Source organism: Caballeronia sp. ATUFL_F1_KS39 (genome assembly GCF_023630985.1).
Classification (GTDB): domain Bacteria; phylum Pseudomonadota; class Gammaproteobacteria; order Burkholderiales; family Burkholderiaceae; genus Caballeronia; species Caballeronia zhejiangensis.
Genome location: NZ_JALQDZ010000005.1, coordinates 1 through 18,593 on the forward strand (window position 1 = coordinate 1; position 18,593 = coordinate 18,593).

12 protein-coding genes are annotated in these 18,593 nt (G+C 64.6%); 4 read left to right on the forward strand and 8 right to left on the reverse strand.

The window, feature by feature from the left end; all coding sequences use genetic code 11:
• Nucleotides 1-253: 253 nt before the first annotated feature.
• From NCR93_RS04770 to NCR93_RS04795, 6 genes are all read right to left on the reverse strand, one after another.
• Nucleotides 254-3,589 carry an efflux RND transporter permease subunit gene (locus NCR93_RS04770; RefSeq protein ID WP_034471185.1) on the reverse strand — a complete coding sequence of 1,112 codons (3,336 nt, stop codon included), beginning with the start codon at nucleotides 3,587-3,589 and terminating at the stop codon, nucleotides 254-256.
• 3 nt (nucleotides 3,590-3,592) lie between these two features.
• Entirely contained in the window at nucleotides 3,593-6,712 is a 3,120-nt protein-coding gene (locus tag NCR93_RS04775; protein WP_008350610.1) for an MdtB/MuxB family multidrug efflux RND transporter permease subunit, read from the reverse strand.
• Between the two features lie 15 nt (nucleotides 6,713-6,727).
• Nucleotides 6,728-8,083, reverse strand: coding sequence for an MdtA/MuxA family multidrug efflux RND transporter periplasmic adaptor subunit (locus NCR93_RS04780; protein WP_008350608.1), 1,356 nt, complete (start codon nucleotides 8,081-8,083; stop codon nucleotides 6,728-6,730).
• Between the two features lie 321 nt (nucleotides 8,084-8,404).
• On the reverse strand, nucleotides 8,405-9,238 hold the full coding sequence (locus NCR93_RS04785) for an IclR family transcriptional regulator (RefSeq protein WP_008350606.1): 834 nt from the start codon (nucleotides 9,236-9,238) through the stop codon (nucleotides 8,405-8,407).
• A gap of 512 nt (nucleotides 9,239-9,750) precedes the next feature.
• Nucleotides 9,751-10,059 (reverse strand): hypothetical protein, encoded by a 309-nt coding sequence (locus NCR93_RS04790; RefSeq protein ID WP_144403775.1) that lies wholly within the window; start codon nucleotides 10,057-10,059, stop codon nucleotides 9,751-9,753.
• 193 nt (nucleotides 10,060-10,252) lie between these two features.
• Nucleotides 10,253-10,834 carry a DJ-1/PfpI family protein gene (locus tag NCR93_RS04795; protein ID WP_008350603.1) on the reverse strand — a complete coding sequence of 194 codons (582 nt, stop codon included), beginning with the start codon at nucleotides 10,832-10,834 and terminating at the stop codon, nucleotides 10,253-10,255.
• Between the two features lie 177 nt (nucleotides 10,835-11,011).
• Here NCR93_RS04795 and NCR93_RS04800 point away from each other — a divergent pair, with 177 nt between their 5' ends.
• Nucleotides 11,012-11,485, forward strand: a complete 474-nt coding sequence (locus NCR93_RS04800) for a BCAL1086 family glycoprotein (protein WP_051079045.1) — start codon at nucleotides 11,012-11,014, stop codon at nucleotides 11,483-11,485.
• 115 nt (nucleotides 11,486-11,600) lie between these two features.
• On the forward strand, nucleotides 11,601-14,273 hold the full coding sequence (locus tag NCR93_RS04805) for a mechanosensitive ion channel family protein (protein WP_175979892.1): 2,673 nt from the start codon (nucleotides 11,601-11,603) through the stop codon (nucleotides 14,271-14,273).
• A 7-nt stretch (nucleotides 14,274-14,280) separates the two neighbouring features.
• On the opposite strand, the gene NCR93_RS04810 is transcribed toward NCR93_RS04805, so the two are convergent.
• A complete protein-coding gene (locus NCR93_RS04810; protein WP_051079032.1) occupies nucleotides 14,281-14,889 on the reverse strand; it encodes a cysteine dioxygenase family protein in 609 nt (202 codons plus the stop codon).
• 127 nt (nucleotides 14,890-15,016) lie between these two features.
• Here NCR93_RS04810 and NCR93_RS04815 point away from each other — a divergent pair, with 127 nt between their 5' ends.
• Together NCR93_RS04815 and NCR93_RS04820 are read left to right on the forward strand one after the other, a co-directional pair.
• Nucleotides 15,017-15,490, forward strand: coding sequence for an Lrp/AsnC family transcriptional regulator (locus NCR93_RS04815; RefSeq protein ID WP_033536869.1), 474 nt, complete (start codon nucleotides 15,017-15,019; stop codon nucleotides 15,488-15,490).
• Between the two features lie 281 nt (nucleotides 15,491-15,771).
• On the forward strand, nucleotides 15,772-15,993 hold the full coding sequence (locus NCR93_RS04820; RefSeq protein WP_008350594.1) for a hypothetical protein: 222 nt from the start codon (nucleotides 15,772-15,774) through the stop codon (nucleotides 15,991-15,993).
• Nucleotides 15,994-16,000: 7 nt separating this feature from the next.
• Here the strand turns inward: NCR93_RS04820 and NCR93_RS04825 are convergent, their stop codons facing one another.
• Nucleotides 16,001-18,547 carry an FUSC family membrane protein gene (locus tag NCR93_RS04825; protein ID WP_175979893.1) on the reverse strand — a complete coding sequence of 849 codons (2,547 nt, stop codon included), beginning with the start codon at nucleotides 18,545-18,547 and terminating at the stop codon, nucleotides 16,001-16,003.
• Nucleotides 18,548-18,593: the final 46 nt, after the last annotated feature.

Genomic DNA, 18,593 nt, shown 5'->3' on the forward strand with positions numbered 1-18,593 from the left:
TGATGCGCGACGGCACAACTTGGAATCCCCCAAAACCATGATCCTTACCAACTCAACCCTTGACGCTCAATACAGTTGCTTTCTTTGCAGCAGCAAAGAAAGTGACTGCCGCCCCGCACAGGGGCAGTGCTAATAGACCGAGAGCAAAACGGGATCCGGCGAAGGACCAAGAACAAACGCCCACTCCGGGCTCCGGCGAAGGACCAACAACAAACGCCCACTCCGCGATCCGGAGAAAACAAAGAGCAAAACCTCACTCCGCCGCGCCAGCCGGCCCCGCCCCCCGCTGCCGCCGAGCGCGCCGTTCTTCCGCGCGAATCCGAAACCGATCCATATAAAGATAGACCACAGGCGTCGTATAGAGCGTGAGCATTTGACTCACGATCAACCCGCCAACGATCGCGATCCCGAGCGGCGCACGCATCTCCGAACCTTCGCCGCTGCCGAACGCCAGCGGCAGCGCACCGAGCAGGGCGGCGGCGGTCGTCATCATGATCGGGCGAAAGCGCAACAGACACGCCTCGCGGATCGCGTCCTGCGGCGTCTGCGCGCCGTGGCGCGTCGCCTCGATCGCGAAATCGACCATCATGATCGCGTTCTTCTTCACGATGCCGATCAGCAAAATAACCGCGATCAGCGCGATGATGCTGAACTCCGTCTTGAACAACAGCAACGCGAGCAGCGCACCTATGCCCGCCGACGGCAAAGTAGAGAGAATCGTGATCGGATGGATGTAGCTCTCGTACAGAATCCCGAGCACGATGTAAACCGCTGCGAGCGCCGCCAGAATAAGGAGCGGCTGGTCGTTGAGCGATTGCTGGAACGCCTGCGCCGTGCCCTGGAAGCTGCCGTGAATGGTCTGCGGCACGCCGATCGTGGCCATGGTCTCGTAGATCGCCGCGGTCGCGTCGGAGAGCGACTTGCCCGGCGGCAAATTGAACGAGATCGTCGATGCGACGAACTGGCTCTGGTGATTCACCGAAAGCGGCGTGTTGCCCGGCCCGAACTTCGCAATCGCGGAAAGCGGCACCATCGTTTCCTTCGATGTCGACACCGCAGCACCCGACGACGACCCGTTCTTGCCCGTCGCCGCGATCGCGTTGGTCGCCGAGTTCTTCACGGCGGCCAGCGCAAGGGCAGCGGTTGTGTCGGACGTGCTCGTCGAGGAACCGCCCGCGCCCGTCGATCCCGTCGCCGAAGTGGACGCGGTCGTCGTCGTGCCGGACGTGGTCGTCGATTGCGTCGATGCCGAACCGCTCGCCGTGCCGCCCGACGTGCTGATGTAAATCTGCTTGAGCATCTCCGGGTCCTGCCAGTATTTCGGCGCGAGCTCCATCACGACGTGATACTGCGACAGCGGGTTGTAGATGGTCGATACCTGCCGCTGGCCGAATGCGTCGTAGAGCGTGTTGTCGATCTGCGCGGGCTTGATGCCGAGGCGCGCGGCCGTCGCGCGGTCGAACGTGACCATCGCTTCGAGGCCGCCTTGCTGCTGGTCGGAATTGACATCGGCGAGTTCGGGGCGCTTTTGCAGCGCCTCGGTGAGAAGCGGCCCCCACTTGTACAAGTCCGCCGTGGAGTCGGACAGCAGCGTGAACTGATATTGCGCGTTCGATTGCCGCCCGCCCACGCGAATGTCCTGCACCGCCTGAAGGAAGGTGCGCGCGCCGGCGACATCCGCGAGCGGCTTGCGCAGGCGGTTGATGACCTGATCGGCGGAGACCTTGCGCACGCTCTTCGGTTTGAGCGAGATGAACATGAAGCCCGAATTGGTCGAGCGCCCTCCCGTGAAGCCCGCGACGCTGTCGACGGCCGGGTCCGCTTCGACGATCTTCATCATCTCGGCGAACTTGAGTTTCATCGCCTGGAACGACGTGCTCTGGTCCGCCTGAATGCCGCCGATGATGCGGCCCGTGTCCTGCTGCGGGAAAAAGCCCTTCGGCACGATGACGTACAGATAAACGTTCAGCCCGATGGTCGCCAGCAGGATCAAGAGAATCGTGCGCGGATGCGTGAGCGCCCAGCCGAGCGTGCGCGCATAGCCGCGCTGCATGCGATCGAACTGGCGCTCCAGCCAGCGCGCGACGCGGCCTTCCTGCTTGCGCTCGTGCGGCTCTTCGAGCAGGCGCGAGCACATCATCGGCGTGACGGTCAGCGAGACGACGAGCGACACCGCGATCGCGAGCGACAGCGTGAGCGCGAATTCGCGGAACAGCCGCCCGACGATGCCGCCCATCAGCAAAATGGGCAGGAACACGGCGACGAGCGACACGCTGATCGACAGCACCGTAAAGCCGACTTCGCGCGCGCCGAGTATGGCGGCCTGCATCCGCGGCACGCCTTTTTCCACATGCCGAGTGATGTTCTCGAGCACGACGATCGCGTCGTCGACGACGAAGCCCGTCGCGATGGTTAGCGCCATCAGCGAGAGATTGTCGAGCGAGAAGCCGAGCAGATACATCGCCGCGAACGTGCCGATGATCGAGATCGGCACGGCGACGCTCGGTATCAGCGTCGCGCGCCAGTTGCGCAGGAACAGGAACACGACCATCACGACGAGCGCCACGGCGATCACGAGCGTGAGCTCGGTATCGTGCAGCGATGCGCGGATGGTCGTGGAGCGGTCGGCGGTCGGCGTGATCTGCACGTCGGCGGGAAGCGCGGCCTGCAACTGCGGCAGCATCGACTTCACGCGGTCGATCGTCTCGATGATGTTCGCGCCCGGCTGGCGATACAGGATCACGAGCACCGCGCGCTTGTTGTTGATGAGGCCGAGATTGCGCAAGTCTTCGACGGAATCGACCACTTCGCCGACATCCGAAAGCTTCACCGCCGCGCCGTTGCGGTACGCGACCACGAGGTCCTTGTACTGCGCGGCCTTGCTCGCCTGATCGTTGGTGTAGAGCTGGACGCGCGTGCCCTTGAACTCGATCGCGCCCTTCGGACTGTTCGCGTTCGCCGACGCCAGCGCGGCGCGCACGTCCTCCAGCCCGATGCCGTAGTGAAAGAGCGCACCCGGCTCGAGCTCGACGCGCACGGCCGGATTCGCCGAGCCGCTCACGTCCACTTCGCCGACGCCCGGCACGGTCGAGAGCGTCTGCTGCAGCACGGTCGCCGCGGAATCGTAGAGCGAGCCCGCCGTGCGCGTGGGCGAGGAGAGCGCGAGCACGAGAATCGGCGCGTCGGCGGGGTTGACCTTGTGGTACGTCGGATTCTGGCGCAGCGCGGTCGGCAGGTCGGCGCGCGCGGCGTTGATCGCGGCCTGCACGTCGCGCGCGGCGCCGTCGATATCGCGATTCAGGCCGAATTGCAGCGTGATGCGCGTCGTGCCGACAGAGCTCATCGAGGTCATTTCGCTTACATCGGCGATGGTGCCCAGATGTCGCTCCAGCGGACTCGCGACGCTCGTCGCCACCGTCTCCGGACTCGCGCCGGGCAAGGACGCCTGCACGGAGATGGTCGGAAAATCGACTTGCGGCAACGGCGCCACCGGCAAGCGCACGAACGCGAACATGCCCGCGAGCGCGATGCCGACCGCGAGCAGCGTCGTGGCGACGGGCCGGGCGATGAAGATGCGCGACAGGTTCATGACTCAGCGGCCCTCGCTGGCCGGGGCCGGCGGCGCGTCGCGATGAAAGCGCGCGCGCAGCTTGCGGGCGAGCGAATCGAAGCCGAGATAGATGACGGGCGTCGTGAACAGCGTGAGCAACTGCGACACGATCAGGCCGCCGACGATCGCCACGCCGAGCGGACGCCGCAGCTCCGAGCCCGCGCCCCAGCCGAGCATCAGCGGCAGTGCGCCGAGGAGCGCGGCCATCGTGGTCATCAGAATCGGGCGGAAGCGCAGCAGACACGCCTGGAAGATCGCTTCGCGCGGGGGCTTGCCCTGATCGCGCTCCGCTTCGAGCGCGAAGTCGATCATCATGATCGCGTTTTTCTTCACGATGCCGATCAGAAGCACGATGCCGATGATGCCGATGATGTCCAGATCGTGCCCGGTGATCATCAGCGAGAGCAGGGCGCCGACGCCCGCGGACGGCAGCGTCGAGAGAATCGTGATCGGATGGATGAAGCTCTCGTACAGCACGCCGAGCACGATATACATCGTGACGATGGCCGCGAGAATCAGGAATAGCTCGTTCGACAGCGACGCCTGGAACGCGAGCGCGGCGCCCTGATAGCGGATCTGGAACGACGCGGGCAAGCCGATTTCCTCCTTGGCCTGCTCGATTGCTTTCACGGCCTCGCCGAGCGACGCGCCCTTCGCGAGATTGAAGGAAACGGTCGTCGCCGGGAACTGGCCGAGGTGCGTGACGAGCAAGGGCGCCGCGCGTTCATGGAACTTCGCGATGGCCGAGAGCGGCACCTGACCGTTGGTCGCGGTGGAAGAGGGCAGATAGATGCCGTTCAGCGTTTCGCTGTAATGCGCGTCGGACGGTTCGGCTTCGAGAATCACTCGGTACTGGTTCGATTGCGTGAAAATCGTCGAGATGATGCGCTGGCCGAATGCATCGTAGAGCGCATTGTCGACGGTCGCGGGCGTGATGCCGAAGCGCGCGGCTGTCTCGCGGTCGATCTCGATATACACCGACTGGCCGTTCTGCTGCAGATCGGTGGCGACGTCCGTCAGCACGGACGTGTGTTGCAGCCGCTCGACGAGCTTTGGCACCCATTCCGCGAACTCCGACGCGTTCGGGTCCGTCAGCATGAACTGATACTGCGTCGGGCTGACGGTCGAATCGATCGTCAAATCCTGCACCGGCTGCATGTACAGCTTGATGCCGGGAATATCGGCGACTTCGCTCTGAATCTCGCGGATGACATCGCTCGACGTATTGCTGCGGTCGTCGCGCGGCTTCAGGTTGATGAGCATGCGCCCGCTGTTCAGCGTGATGTTCGAGCCGTCCACGCCGACGAACGAGGTGAGGCTTTCGACGTCCGGGTTCTGCAGAATCTTTTTCGCGAGCGCCTGCTGCTGGTCCGCGACAGCCTGATACGACGCGGCCTGCGGCGCCTGCGTAATCGCCTGGATCACGCCGGTGTCCTGCGTCGGAAAAAAGCCCTTCGGAATGTACACGTACAGCACGGCGGTCAGAATGAGCGTGAGCACGAAGACGAACAGCGTCGCGCGTTGGCGCGCGAGCACCCATTCCAGCGCGACCGCGTAACGCCCGATCACGTAATCGATGAACTGATGCGCGCGCGCCTCGAAGCGCTTGCTTTCCTTCGGCGGCGTGTGGCGCAGAAGTTTTGCGCACATCATCGGCACGAGCGTGAGCGAGACGATTGCCGAAATGACGATGGTCACCGCGAGCGTGATCGCGAACTCGTGGAAGAGGCGGCCGACGACATCGCCCATGAAGAGCAGCGGAATCAGCACGGCGATGAGCGAGACCGTCAGCGAGATGATGGTGAAGCCGATCTGCTTCGAACCCTTCAGCGCCGCTTCGAGCGGCGGATCGCCTTCCTCGACGTAACGCGCGATGTTCTCGATCATCACGATGGCGTCGTCGACCACGAAGCCGGTCGCGATGGTCAGCGCCATCAGCGAGAGATTGTCGAGCGAGAAGCCGCACAGGTACATGATCGCGAGTGTGCCGACGAGCGACAGCGGCACCGACAAGCTCGGAATGATGGTCGCGTAGACGTTCGCGAGGAACAGATAGATGACGAGCACGACCAGCACGACGGACAGCGCGAGTTCGAACTGCACGTCGCGCACCGAAGCGCGGATGGTCGTCGTGCGGTCCGTGACGACGCGCACGTCGAGCGCGGCCGGCAGCGATTGCTGCAATTGCGGCAGGATTTTCTTGATGCCGTCGACCACCGCAATCACGTTCGCGCCCGGCTGACGCTGCACGTTCAGGATGATCGCGGGCGTCGAATCGACCCATGCGCCGAGCTTCGTGTTCTCCGGCCCCTCGACGATGCTCGCGACGTCCGTCAGCATCACCGGACGGCCGTTGCGATACGCGACGACCGCGCTCTTGTACGCGTTCGCGTCGGTGAGCTGGTCGTTCGCGTTGATGGTGTAGGCGCGCGTCGGGCCGTCGAAGTTGCCCTTCGGCGTGTTGACGTTGAGGTTCGAGATCGTCGTGCGCAGATCGTCGATGTTCAGGCCATACGACGCCAGCGCGCGCGTGTTCGCGCGAATCCGCACGGCAGGGCGATTGCCGCCGCTCACCGATACGAGGCCGACGCCCGCGACCTGCGAGATCTTCTGCGCGAGACGCGTGTCGGCGAGGTCTTGCACTTGTGTCAGCGGCAAGGTTTTGGAGCTGACCGCGAGCGTCATGATCGGCGCGTCGGCGGGGTTCACCTTTGCGTAGATCGGGGGCGCGGGCAGGTCGGACGGCAGCAGGTTGCCCGCTGCGTTGATCGCCGCCTGCACTTCCTGTTCGGCGATATCGAGCGGCAAATCAAGGCTGAACTGCAGCGTGATGACCGATGCGCCCGCGGAGCTTTGCGACGACATCTGGTTCAGGCTCGCCATCTGCCCGAACTGCTTTTCGAGCGGCGCCGTGACGCTCGACGTCATCACGTCGGGCGACGCGCCCGGATAGAACGTCTGGACCTGGATCGTCGGATAGTCGACGGCGGGCAGCGCCGAGAGCGGCAAAAAGCGCAACGCGACGAGGCCGACCAGCATGATCGCCGCCATCAGGAGCGCCGTGCCGACCGGACGCAGAATAAAAATGCGGGATGGATTCATGCTTTCGAATTGCGCTTACTGCTGCGATTGCTGACGCCGATGACCGCCGTGGCGCGCACCCGACGCCGCCGAAGCCGGCGCCGCAGCCGACGCGCCCGATGCACCCGACGCGCCCGATGCCGCTTTCGCCTTTTCAGCCGGAATCGTGATTTTCGCGCCTTCCTTCAGGCGGTCCGAGCCGTCGATGACCACGCGCTCGCCGACTTGCAGTCCGGATTTGATGCTGGTGCGCTCGCCGTCGACCGGGCCGGTTTTCACGTTGCGCACGGTGACGGTGTTATCCGGCTTCACGACGTACACGAACGCGCCCGACGAACCGTTGAGCACCGCCGGCGTCGGCACGATGGTCGCGTTCTTGATGACATCGACGAGCAGCTTCGTGTTCACGAACTGATTCGGGAAAAGCATGCCTTCCTTGTTGTCGAAGGTAGCGCGCAGCTTGACGGTGCCGGTCGTCGTGTCGATCTGGTTGTCGACGGTCTCGAGATAGCCCGCTTCGAGCGACGTGGTATTCGCACGGTCATACGCCGTGACCGACATCTTCGTGCCCGCGTGCAGCGGCTTGAGAATCGCGGCGAGATTGTCTTCGGACGTGGTGAAGATCACGCTGATCGGCTGCAACTGCGTGATGACGACGACGCCGTTCGTGTCGCCCGTCGTCACGTAGTTGCCCGGATCGACCTGACGCAAGCCGACGCGCCCCGACACCGGCGCCGTGATGCGCGCGTAGGTCAGATCGAGCTTGTAGGTATCGACGTTGGCCTGATCCGACTTCACCGCGCCTTCGTACTGCTTGACGAGCGACGCCTGCGTGTCGACCTGCTGTTTCGCGATGGAATCCTGCGAGAGCAGCGTCTGATAGCGCTGCAGGTCGAGGCGCGCGGTCTGCAGCAGCGCCTGGTCTTTCGCGAGCGTGCCCTCGGCGTTGCGCAGCGAGATTTCATACGGACGCGGATCGATCTGCGCGAGCACGTCGCCCTTCTTGACCATCTGGCCTTCCTTGAACGCGACATCGACGAGCGTGCCGTTCAACTGCGTCTTGACCGTGACGTTCGCGAGCGGCGTCACGGTGCCGAGCGAATTGATGACCACAGGCATTTCGCCTTGCGTGACGGTCGCGACATGCACCGGCTGCGGCTGATTCATCGGATTCGGCATGCCGCGCCTTCCGCCTTGACGGGCTTCCGGCGCGCCGCTCGTGCCGCCGCTCTCGCCGCGATTCCACGGATGCCACCACGCAACTGCGCCGGCGACGATCAGGATCGCGACGATGAGCGGCACGACCCGGCGCCGCCGCGGCGCGGGTTCGATGGCGGCAGGCGTCGGAGGCGTCGGGCGCGAGTGCCCTGGGGGATTCTTTTGGTCGTCCATCGGTTCGGAGGCTGGTCTTTCAAATCTGTTCGGAGCGCGGACGGGCGGCGGTCACGGTTCAAGCGCCAGACGATGCGCCGCGCGCATGAACCGAGACCGAAGCGGAGGCCGTGAATGACGCGGGGCCGTTGAAAGCGGCTGGAAAGGCTGCCTGTCGAGCCAGGCGAGCGATCCGGCGCGACCCCGGTGCGCGCGAAGCATGATGCTACGTCCCGCACCCGAGGGCGTCCACCGGCCTTTCTTTCTGTTGATTACGAGTGTTACACGCGCAACCGGCCGCGCTTTCGAAGGCGTTCGGCCGCGCAGCGGCCGTCGCGTAGTCTAACTGGCGGCGCGCAATAGGTTCGGGGCGTGCGTTCCGCCGATCTCGCGTGTGATCTGCTCGACGCAATCGAGCAGGGCGGGCGCGACCTCGTCGATCAATATGTCGCGCGGACACTGATGCGCGGCGCCGCCGCAATTGACCGAATAGCGTTCTTCGGACGGCCCGACGAAGCCCGCCGCGACCGCATTCAATCCGTGATGCCATTCGCCGATGGAGATCGCGAAGCCGAGGCGCAACGCATCGTCGAGGCCGCGTTGCAAGCCGCCCGCGATGGCCGGCCAGTCGTCGCCGGATGCGATCTGCAAGCTGCCGATCAGCGCACGCCGATCCGCGTCGGACAACACCGCGAGATACGCGCGTCCGACAGCGGTGCGGCTCAGGTCCATCCTGCCGCCGACTTCCAGCCGCGACACCAGAACGGCGGACCGCGGCCGAATGGCATCGATTACAACCATCTCCAAACGATCGCGCACGGCGAGGTGCACCGAGAGACCAGTGCGCTCGGCGAGACGGATAAGAAACGGGCGCGCTCGAGCGCGAATATCGAAATTACGTAAGAATCCGTTGCTCAGTTCGAGAACGGACGCCGTCAGCACGAAGCGCTCGCTGTCGGGCAAGCGGTGCAGCAATCCGGCGCCGACGAGCGTCGCGGTGATCCGGGATATCGTGGGCTTCGGAATTCCCGTCCAGTCGGTCAGTTCGCGATTGCTCACCGGCGCGTCCGCGGCGGCGATCCGGCGCAGCACATCGAGCCCGCGGGCGAGCGCGGTGACTTCCTCGCCGTCCTTCTCCCGGGCGCGTTCGCGGCCCACCGACGGTTCGTTTTGCATAGGCATTCGTTAAGTGAAACATCGTTTTGTTTGATGACCTGGCGCAATTCTACAAGGCCAGCACGAGAAACTTGCAAACGATGCAAACCTTCAGAATAAGCTGTACCCGCAATGAAACTTTTATGTGTTTCGGTGCATGTTGAACGAAACTTGGGCAGTTGCCCGGACCGCGAGATTTTGCTTGACTTGAGCAGCGATCCCGGAAAAAATGGAACCGAATTTCGAAACCCGGGGTGACGTGCGCTTCAGCGCTTACCGCCCGAGCTTCGGAGACAGGCTCTCAGGTTCTAGCACGGCCCTCGGAATGGCTAGAACTTTTAAGGCGCTACGGAAACGTAGCGCCTTTTTTTTCGTCCGTGCGTTCGTCGAAAGTCTTGGCGCGAATATACCGGAAAGCGCGGGGGAGCCGGGTCTCGTCGTTCGGACGTCGAAAGGAAATGATGGGGAGAGAAGCGGCAGTCATCTTCGCTGCCGAAAGCAAAACGCGGCGCAATGTGCGCCGCGCTGGGAGATCAATACATGTTCGCAAACACGCGTGGCTGCCGAAGCAAGCGTTTGCCGCGCCCGATCCAGTAGACCGCTGCGCACACCAGCAATAGCGCGACCGAGTACACGACGAGCGGCGAAATTCGTTCGGGCGCGGGCGGGCTCGTCGCGATGAGCAGAGCCGCGAAGAATGCAGCGCCCGCCTGACAGAAAGCGCGGTGAGCGAGACTGCGACGCATGCGTGGAGTGGTGAAGCGGGAGACAGGGGCGCGAGTGAACGGCTCGAAGAGCATCAACCCTGCGACAAGGGCGACGGCGACATTCATGAAGAGCATGGTGCGAGACTTCGTGGGAGGCGGGACGGCGGCAAATATATGCCAACCGTATAGGTGCCAAAACCAGAAGTCTCCGAAATGTAGAGGGAAAATTCTATTCGCCGCTCACCGCGGGTAAATCGTTTGCGCCAGCTATATGTAAGGCTGGCGCACCCCGTTGACCAGAGGCGAGGTTCCCCTGCGATGCAAGGTTTCAAAGTTCGATTCGAGTGCCGAGCAGCGCCAGGAATTGTCCGATCCACGCCGGATGCGCGGGCCATGCGGGCGCGGTGACGAAATTCGCATCGGTGATGGCCTCATCGACGGCGATATCGGCGTAAGTCGCGCCCGCGAGCCGCACTTCGGGCGCGCACGCCGGGTACGCGGAAATGCGCCGCCCTTCGATCACGCCCGCCGCCGCGAGCAATTGCGCGCCGTGGCAGACCGCGGCGATCGGCTTGTTCGCCTGCGCGAAGTGCCGCACGAGTTCGAGCACGCGATCGTTCAGGCGCAGATATTCCGGCGCGCGGCCGCCTGCGATCGCGAGCGCGTCGTAACGGGCCGGATCGATGTCGTCGAAGCTCGCATTCAGCGTGAAGCGATGTCCCGGCTTCTCCGTATAAGTCTGATCGCCTTCGAAATCGTGGATCGCCGTCTTCACGGTGTCGCCGCGCTTTTTACCGGGGCACACCGCATCCACCGTATGGCCGACGGCCTGCAACGCCTGAAACGGAACCATCGTTTCATAGTCCTCGGCGAAATCGCCGGTGAGAAACAGAATCTTCTTGGCAGCCATCGCTAACCTCGTCAGGGAATGGGTTGTCGGATGCTCGATGCCGCGCGCCGCTCCATCGCGCTCGCGCCGCGCGGATCAGTCTACTATTCGCGCCGCGCTTCGCATGTGACGGCGCGAAGCGACGCGCACCGACAGCGTATGATGGGCGCGAGTTTCGAGACGAAGGAAGGTATCACCATGCAGATGACTCCCATGACCCGCATCGCCGTGACGCTCGCCGCGCTGGGCGTGCTGGCCGCGTGCGAGAAGCACGACGCAACCGCGGGGCAGGCCGCGAGCGCTCTCAACAATCTGGCGAGCCAGACGAGCCAGAAGTTCGACCAGGCGGCGAGCTACGTCGGCCAGAAGGTCGATGCCGCGAAACAATCGGCGCAGCAGAACATCGACAGCGCCGGATCGATGCCCGATGTCTCCGCGAGCAGCGTCGCCGCGACGGCGCGATCGAACTTCGACAGCGCGGCGAGCGCGACGAACGCCGCGATCAACAATGCCGCGAGCGCGACGGGCGCGGGCTTGCAATCGGCGGGGCGCAAGCTGCAGGAATGGTCCGCGCAGTCGGGCGGCGCGTCGAATCCGCAAGCGAGCGCGCAAGGCTCGGTCGCCGGACCCACGTCCGAGTCCAGCGGCGCGCGCACCGAGATGGATAAATAGAGATGTTTCGTCTGAAAAATCAACGCAGAAGCGCTTAACATTCGGTTACGTCCGCTTTGGGCGGCCTCCCTGTTATAGCCGCTAAACTGGCGGACTTTCAGAAATCGAGACCGTTATGAAGTCACGCAAGCTCGCGCCGCGAAGCGCGGCGGCGTCTGGCGCGATCTCCTGGATGGCGGCGTGCGTGCTGTTGCGCGCCGCACTCGCGCGCCACGCTGCGCGCGCGTTTTCGCTTGCAATGTCGTCGATGCTCGCCGCGCTGGCCGCGTCGATCGTGTTCGCCTCGCCTGCCGTCCAGGCCGCACAGGCCCTCACGCTGCCCACGTTCCAGGAACTGATCACGCCGGCCGCGCCCGCATCCGCACCGGATGCCGCGTCGGCGCCCGCGATGTCCGACGCCGAGATGCTGCGCTCGCTCGACAACATCATCGCCACCCTCGATAGCGACAAGCAGCGCACGGCGCTCGTCGCGCAGCTCAAGCATCTGCGCGATGCGAAGCGCGCCGCCGATTCCACCGCTCCGGCATCCGGTGCCGCGGCGGCCTCCGCGACGGCGGACACCGCCGCGAGCGGCACGGCTGCGGGCGCACAGCCGACTTCGGGAACGACGGCATCGTCGGTCGTGGCGACCATCGCGCAGAACGCGGGCTTGCTGGGCGCGATCGCGTCGGCGCTCACGAACATCGAGGCCGACGTGAAGCGCGGCAAGACGCCTATCGCCTATTGGGTCGGACGCTTCAACGCCGCCGGCAACGAGCTTTTCACGATCGTCACGAGCCAGAGCCGCGAATCGTTCGGCCGCACGCTCTTCAACTATTTCGCGACGCTCGCGGGCTGGGGCGCATGCGCGATGGCGCTCGTCTATCTGCAGCGGCGCGTGCGGGCGCGATTCGGCATCGACAGCGGCCTGCATTCGAACCCGACGACGCGCGAACTGCTGCTCTTCACGCTGCGCCGCGTCGCGCCGTACCTGTTCGCGTTCCTCGCGGCGCTCACGTTCACGCACTACATGCCGCTGTCGCTCGGCCGCACGCTCGCGATGGTCACCGCTTACGCAATCGTCGCGGGCGCGGTGTTCTCCGCAATCTGTCTCATCATGTTCTCGCTGTTCGGCTCGGCGCACCGGCGCGTCGCGGTGAACCTGCTCATCGGCCGCGCGCGGCGGCTTCTCTTTCTGATCGGCACGCTCGGCGCGCTCGGCGACGCCGCCGCGAATTACGACGTCGCGCAGCAGCTCGGCACCAATCTCTCCGCGCTGATCTCGACGTGCGCGAACATGGGCGCCGCGGCGCTCACCGCGTATTTCGCGCTCGCGTTCCAGCGGCCCGTCGCGCATCTGATCCGCAGCCGCACGTACGAGCAGCGCAACACGCGCAAGGCCGCGACCGAGACGTTCGAAGTGGTCGCGTCGCTTTGGCAGTTGCCGCTGCTGCTGCTCGCGTCGGCGTCGGTCGTGGCGACGCTCATGGGCATCGGTACGTCGGAGAACGTGCTGCAGATGGCGATCGCCACCGCGGGCCTGCTCGTCGTCGCGTTCTTTCTCTCGGCGATCGTCGTGCGTATCACGCGGCCCAAGTCGAGAAAACCGCGCCGCCAGTCGGCGTATGTGCGCAGGCTCGTCAAGTTCGTCGGCACGATGATCGTGGTCGGCGTCTGGCTCGTGTTCCTCGAATTGTCGTCGCGTTTCTGGGGATTCTCGCTCGCGCACATGGCCGAGGAGAGCGTCGCCGCGCGCGGCATCACGCACGCGGTCGGGATGATCGTGCTGACGTTCTTCGTCGTCTGGCTGATCTGGATTCTGATCGACACGGGCATTCAGGAAGCGCTCAGGCCCGACGCGGCGCGGCGCGGCGGACGCGGCCCGAGCATGCGCGCCCGCACGATGCTGCCGCTCGTGCGCAACGTGGTGTTCGTGTTCCTGCTGACGGTGGCCGCGATCGTCACCGCCGCGAATCTCGGCCTGAATGTGACGCCGCTGCTCGCGGGCGCGGGCGTGATCGGCCTCGCGGTGGGTTTCGGCGCGCAATCGCTCGTGGCGGATCTGATCACCGGGCTTTTCATCATCATCGAGGACACGATTTCGGTCGGCGATTCGATCGAGGTCGAAGGCGGTCACGCGGGCATCGTCGAAAGCCTGACGATCCGCACCGTGCGCCTGCGCGACGGCCAGGGCGCGATCCACGCGATTCCGTTCTCGCAGATCAAGACGGTGAAGAATCTGTCGCGCGATTTCGCGTACGCGGTGTTCGAGGTGCGCGTGCCGTTTTCGGCGGACGTCGACCAGGTCACGCAGATGATTCGCGAAGTCGGCGCGGATCTGCTGGACGATTTCCGCTATCGGCTCGAAATGCTCGGGCCGGTCGAAGTGTGGGGACTCGACCGCTTCGATCCGAACTGGATGGTCGTGAAAGGGCAGATCAAGACGCGCCCGTTGCAGCAATGGAGCGTCGCGCGGGCGTTCAATCTGCGTATCAAGCGCAAGATGGACGAAGCCGGCATCGAGATTCCGGTTCCGCAGATGCACGTGCAAATGACGCGCGACGCGATGTCGGGCGCCGACGCCGAAGGACGCGAGCGCGCGCGGCGCATCTGGACGGGCGAGGCGCCGGCGCCGGTGGAAGAGGAAGAAGAACTCGCGGCCGGGCCGGCCTCTGTGCGCGAGACGAAGATCGCCGCAGCCGCGGCCCGCGACGTTTCGCACGAACCCCAGCCGGCGCCGCCGCCGACCGATCAATCCGTGCAGATTCCGCCGCAGATTCCGACCGCGTCCGAGCCGGGGAAGGGCTGAGCTTTTTTCAGGCGGCGAGCAGATCGTTGACGTGTGTGGCGATCTGCTCGCCCGCGACGCCGTAGACATGCAGCGATACGGCGCGCGCGGCGGCATCGGCGGGATTGCCGAGCTGATGAATCGCGCCGCGTCCCGCATCCACATAGGACACCGCGCCCGGCGCGCGCGGATGACGCCGCGTCTCGATCGCGCGATGGGCGACTGCATCCCAGCGATAAAGCGTTTCTTCGAGCGCGCCATCGATCACCGCATAGCCGCACCATGTCCGATGACCATGCACCGGGCTCGCTTGCCCCGGCTCCCAGACGAGCGCGGCGATCGCGTAACGGTTGAGCGGGTCGGCGGCGAGCAGATGACGGCAATAGTTCCGCGGATCGCTCACGCGCTGATCGGGGCGCAGCAGACCCGGATCGGCGATCGCGCGTTGCAGCGCGAGGCGCACGCGCTCGCCGAACGACGCGCGCGAATCCGCTTCGGCGGCGGCGAATGCGGCGTCGATTTCGCGGCACAGTCGTTCGAGCGCGGGGTTTCGGAACGCGGCACAATCGGCGGCCGGGGAAGCCGCCAAAGCCGATGAAGAGGGCCGCGCCAGGCGGCTGACATGTTCGAGTCGCATAGTGGATGAGCCGTCGCGTCGTTGTTGTTCGATCCGCTCATTTATACCGGCTTGCCTCCAGAATTAGTTTCCATATAATTCCGCTCGACCATCAAGAAATAGAATAATTTCCTATAAGGGGTGCAGCATGGGAATGGACCTCATCGACCGCAAGCTGCTCGAATTGCTTCAGCAGGATGTGACGATGCCCATCGCGGAACTCGCGCAGCGCGTGAACCTTTCGCAGACGCCGTGCTGGAAACGCGTGCAGCGTCTGAAAGAGACGGGCGTGATCCGCGCGCAGGTTGCGTTGTGCGATCCGAAGAAGCTGGGCGTCGGGACGACGGTGTTCGTCGCGGTACGCACCAACCAGCACACCCAGACCTGGGCCGACGATTTCACGCGCGCCGTGCGCGATATTCCGGAAGTGGTCGAGGTGTACCGGATGAGCGGCGAGACCGATTATCTGTTGCGCGTCGTGGTGTCGGATATCGACGACTACGATCGCGTCTACAAGCAACTCATTCGCGCCGTGCCGCTGTATGACGTGAGCTCGAGTTTCGCGATGGAGCAGATCAAGTATTCGACGGCGTTGCCGGTGCGCCCCACGCTCGAACCCTGAACCGCCGACACATAAGAAAAGCCGCCCGGGCGGGCGGCTCAACACGTCCGGTCACTAGGTATCCCGGGATTGCCCCTTTAGCCCTTCCCGGGATCGGACGCGCATGGAATCGTGACTAGTATCGTCAATCGGACGGGCCGCGTTCAAGCGCGCGCGTGCAGCAGAGAATTTCGCGATGGCGGCGCGGGTTGCGAAACGACGATGGGCGCCCCGCAATCCAACTGAAACCCAACCCGAGTACCATAGCGGGTTCTTCCCGACACGCCGCCACGAATCCATTCATGAGCCACGACCCCCGCGATCCGCGCCGCCCGGACGGTACGCCGAAAAAGAATCCGACCCGCGCCGTCAGCGTGTTCATCGTCGTCGTGGTGCTGATCGTGATCGGCACGATCCTGTTCAACGCGATCCGCGAGAAGCGCGAGTTCGACGAGGAAAACGCGCAGCCATCCGCGGCGAGCGACGTGCGGCCCGCCGTGCCGGCGGTCGGCGCGTCGCAGTAGGCACGCGTCAAACCGGCAGGCGAATCTGCGCGGCGTCCTTCTCGATCAGCGATGACGCCGTCAGCATCTGCTTGCATTGATGCGCGAGCAGCTTGAGATCGTGAAGCGCATCGGCGGGCAGCGACTGCGCGCGCTCTGCATCGACGACCATCTTGTCCAGATCGCGCCGCAGTTGCTTGAGCGCGTCCGCGTGAGCGGGCGGCGCATCGGGCTTGGCGGCGCCGGGCAGTTCGCCCTCGGCCTCGGCGAGATTGTCGCGCACGATCCCGAAGGTGCGCTGCACCGGCTCGAACGGCTGACCGCCCACCTCGTTGAGCGATTGAAGCAGCGGCGCGGCGGCGGTGATCTGCGAGGCGAGCACATGGCTCTGCACGAGCAGATCGTTCAATTCGGCGGCATACCTTTGCTGCGCCTTGGGCTCCAGCATCATGCGCTGGAACGCCTGCGCGAGATTGGCGAACGCGATATGCACGTTCTTGCGCGCGAGCCGGTAGCGGAAGTCGCGGTCGAGCGCCGTGGCGGTCACCGTCGCCGCGGCGGATGCGCCCTTGCTCGCCGTGGCCGCCGTGCTCTCGCCGATGCTCACCGACGATAAACGCTGCGCCGTCGCGCTCGCGGCTTTCATCGCGGAATCGGCGGCGGGCGGCAGCGTGGCGGCCATCGGCTCGACCGGTTCGCTGACCGCTTCCGCCGTGATCGTCACCGTTTGCGCGGGCGTCGCCACGGCCGACGACGTCGCCGCCACTGCACCCGCGTTCGCATCGGCGAACACGGCGCGATCGACCGGCGTTTCGGCCGCCGGCGCGTGAACCGCAGCCGCGCGCGCCTTGTCGGTCTGCGTCCCGCGCCACCACCAGCTCGCTTCGAGATAATTGCGCGTCGCGGCGAGCAGATCCTTCACGGGCTTGCCCATCAGCCGATATTCCCAGTACGGAAACAGATGACTCGCCGCGATCGCGATCGCGCAGCCGACGACGGTGTCGATCGCGCGCTCGCCGATGATCCGCATGTTGCCCGGCGCGAGCAGATGGAACATCAGCAGCACATACGACGACGTGAACACGACGCTCGCCGCATAGTTGAAAAGCAGGAGGCTGTAGCTCATCACCATCGACGCGAACATCACGACGAGCAGGATATGCGGCTCCTTGAAGAACAGGATCAGCGCGATGGTCACCGCACAGCCGATCGCCGTGCCGATGATCCGCTGCGTGTTGCGCTGCTTGGTGAGCGAGTAGCCGGGCTTCAGAATGATGACGGTCGTCATCACGATCCAGTACGCGTTCGTGAGCGGCAAGAGACGCCCGAGCCAGAAGCCGATACCCACGGCGATCGTCACGCGCAGCGCATGCCGGAAACTCGGCGACGACATCGTGAGGTTCGAGAATATCTGCATGAACGGCACGCGCCGGCTCGATATGAAGCGCGACAGCGCGTGGTCGATCTGCACTTCGGTTTCGGTGACGCTGGGTTCGTCGCGCGTGCGGCGGCGCATCTTGTCGATGAGACGCGTCGCGCTCCACAGACGCCTGAACACGGCGGCCGCCGCCGCGTACGCTTCGGGATTCTTCTCCGGCAGCCCGTGCTTGCGCATCAGTTCCAGTTCGTATTCGATCGCGCGCAGTTCGGCCTTCATGCTGATCTGCCGGCCGGCCGCCTTGTTCTGCAGCACCGCGAGCCCGATTTCCTCGAGATCCGCGCTCGCCTTGCGCATCAGGTCGCGATAGAAGATCAGCACGTCGGAGCCGGCGAACGTCTTTCTCACGAGCGGATAGTCCGTATGCGCGCCGACGAAGAACTCGTGCAGATCGACCACGTTGATGAACAGATTGAAGAGCCGCGCGCGCCGCGCGTTGAGCTTGCCGCTCTTCACCTTCGGCAAGTTGCGCAGCACGATGTCGCGCGCCGCTTCCTGCCGCTCGACGGCCGCAATCTGCTTTTCGATGAGCACGCGATAACACTCGTCGAGATCGGCGTCGCTGTCGTAGAACTCGGCGCGCGCGAGCAGATACTCCGCGCAACTGAAGATGCTTTCGGCCAGCGCCTGCTGCTCGATGCGATAGACGAGCAGCCGTGAGACCAGCGTCGCCCAATACGTGTACCAGAGGCCGCCCAGCAAAATCCACGATGCGTTGATGAGCGCCTGCATCGGCGTGAAATGCTCTTCCAGCGTGACGACCATCATGAAGAGCGTCGCGAAGCTGATCTGCGGCCAGCGATTGCCGTACACGACGATCAGCGACAGCACGAAGGTCAGCGGCACGATGGTCAGCCAGAGCGTGATCGGATTCGCGGTCGCGATGCCCGTTGCGAGCGCCGCAAGAAAGCCGATCACCGTGCACGCGAGCATCTCGTTGTGCTTGTGCCTGAGCGGGCCGGGCATGTCGACGACGCACGCACCGAGCGCGCCGGTTGCGATCGTGAAACCAAGCTCGCGATTGTGAAAGACGGTGAGCATCAGGACGGCGGGCAGCGATACGCCGAGCGCGATGCGCAACCCGCCAAAGAAATACTGGCTGTAAATGAACTTCCTGATTTCGAACGAATAGCGCATCGACTTCCTGTTTTACGCTCGTTGACGTCATGGAGACGAAGCGAGA

Coding starts and splice junctions, on each gene's coding strand:
- NCR93_RS04800 (WP_051079045.1), top strand. CDS start 11,012: ATGCAGATGACTCCCATGACCCGCATCGCCGTGACGCTCGCCGCGCTG.
- NCR93_RS04805 (WP_175979892.1), top strand. CDS start 11,601: ATGAAGTCACGCAAGCTCGCGCCGCGAAGCGCGGCGGCGTCTGGCGCG.
- NCR93_RS04820 (WP_008350594.1), top strand. CDS start 15,772: ATGAGCCACGACCCCCGCGATCCGCGCCGCCCGGACGGTACGCCGAAA.
- NCR93_RS04790 (WP_144403775.1), bottom strand. CDS start 10,059: ATGCTCTTCATGAATGTCGCCGTCGCCCTTGTCGCAGGGTTGATGCTC.
- NCR93_RS04810 (WP_051079032.1), bottom strand. CDS start 14,889: ATGCGACTCGAACATGTCAGCCGCCTGGCGCGGCCCTCTTCATCGGCT.
- NCR93_RS04815 (WP_033536869.1), top strand. CDS start 15,017: ATGGGAATGGACCTCATCGACCGCAAGCTGCTCGAATTGCTTCAGCAG.
- NCR93_RS04770 (WP_034471185.1), bottom strand. CDS start 3,589: ATGAACCTGTCGCGCATCTTCATCGCCCGGCCCGTCGCCACGACGCTG.
- NCR93_RS04780 (WP_008350608.1), bottom strand. CDS start 8,083: ATGGACGACCAAAAGAATCCCCCAGGGCACTCGCGCCCGACGCCTCCG.
- NCR93_RS04795 (WP_008350603.1), bottom strand. CDS start 10,834: ATGGCTGCCAAGAAGATTCTGTTTCTCACCGGCGATTTCGCCGAGGAC.
- NCR93_RS04775 (WP_008350610.1), bottom strand. CDS start 6,712: ATGAATCCATCCCGCATTTTTATTCTGCGTCCGGTCGGCACGGCGCTC.
- NCR93_RS04825 (WP_175979893.1), bottom strand. CDS start 18,547: ATGCGCTATTCGTTCGAAATCAGGAAGTTCATTTACAGCCAGTATTTC.
- NCR93_RS04785 (WP_008350606.1), bottom strand. CDS start 9,238: ATGCAAAACGAACCGTCGGTGGGCCGCGAACGCGCCCGGGAGAAGGAC.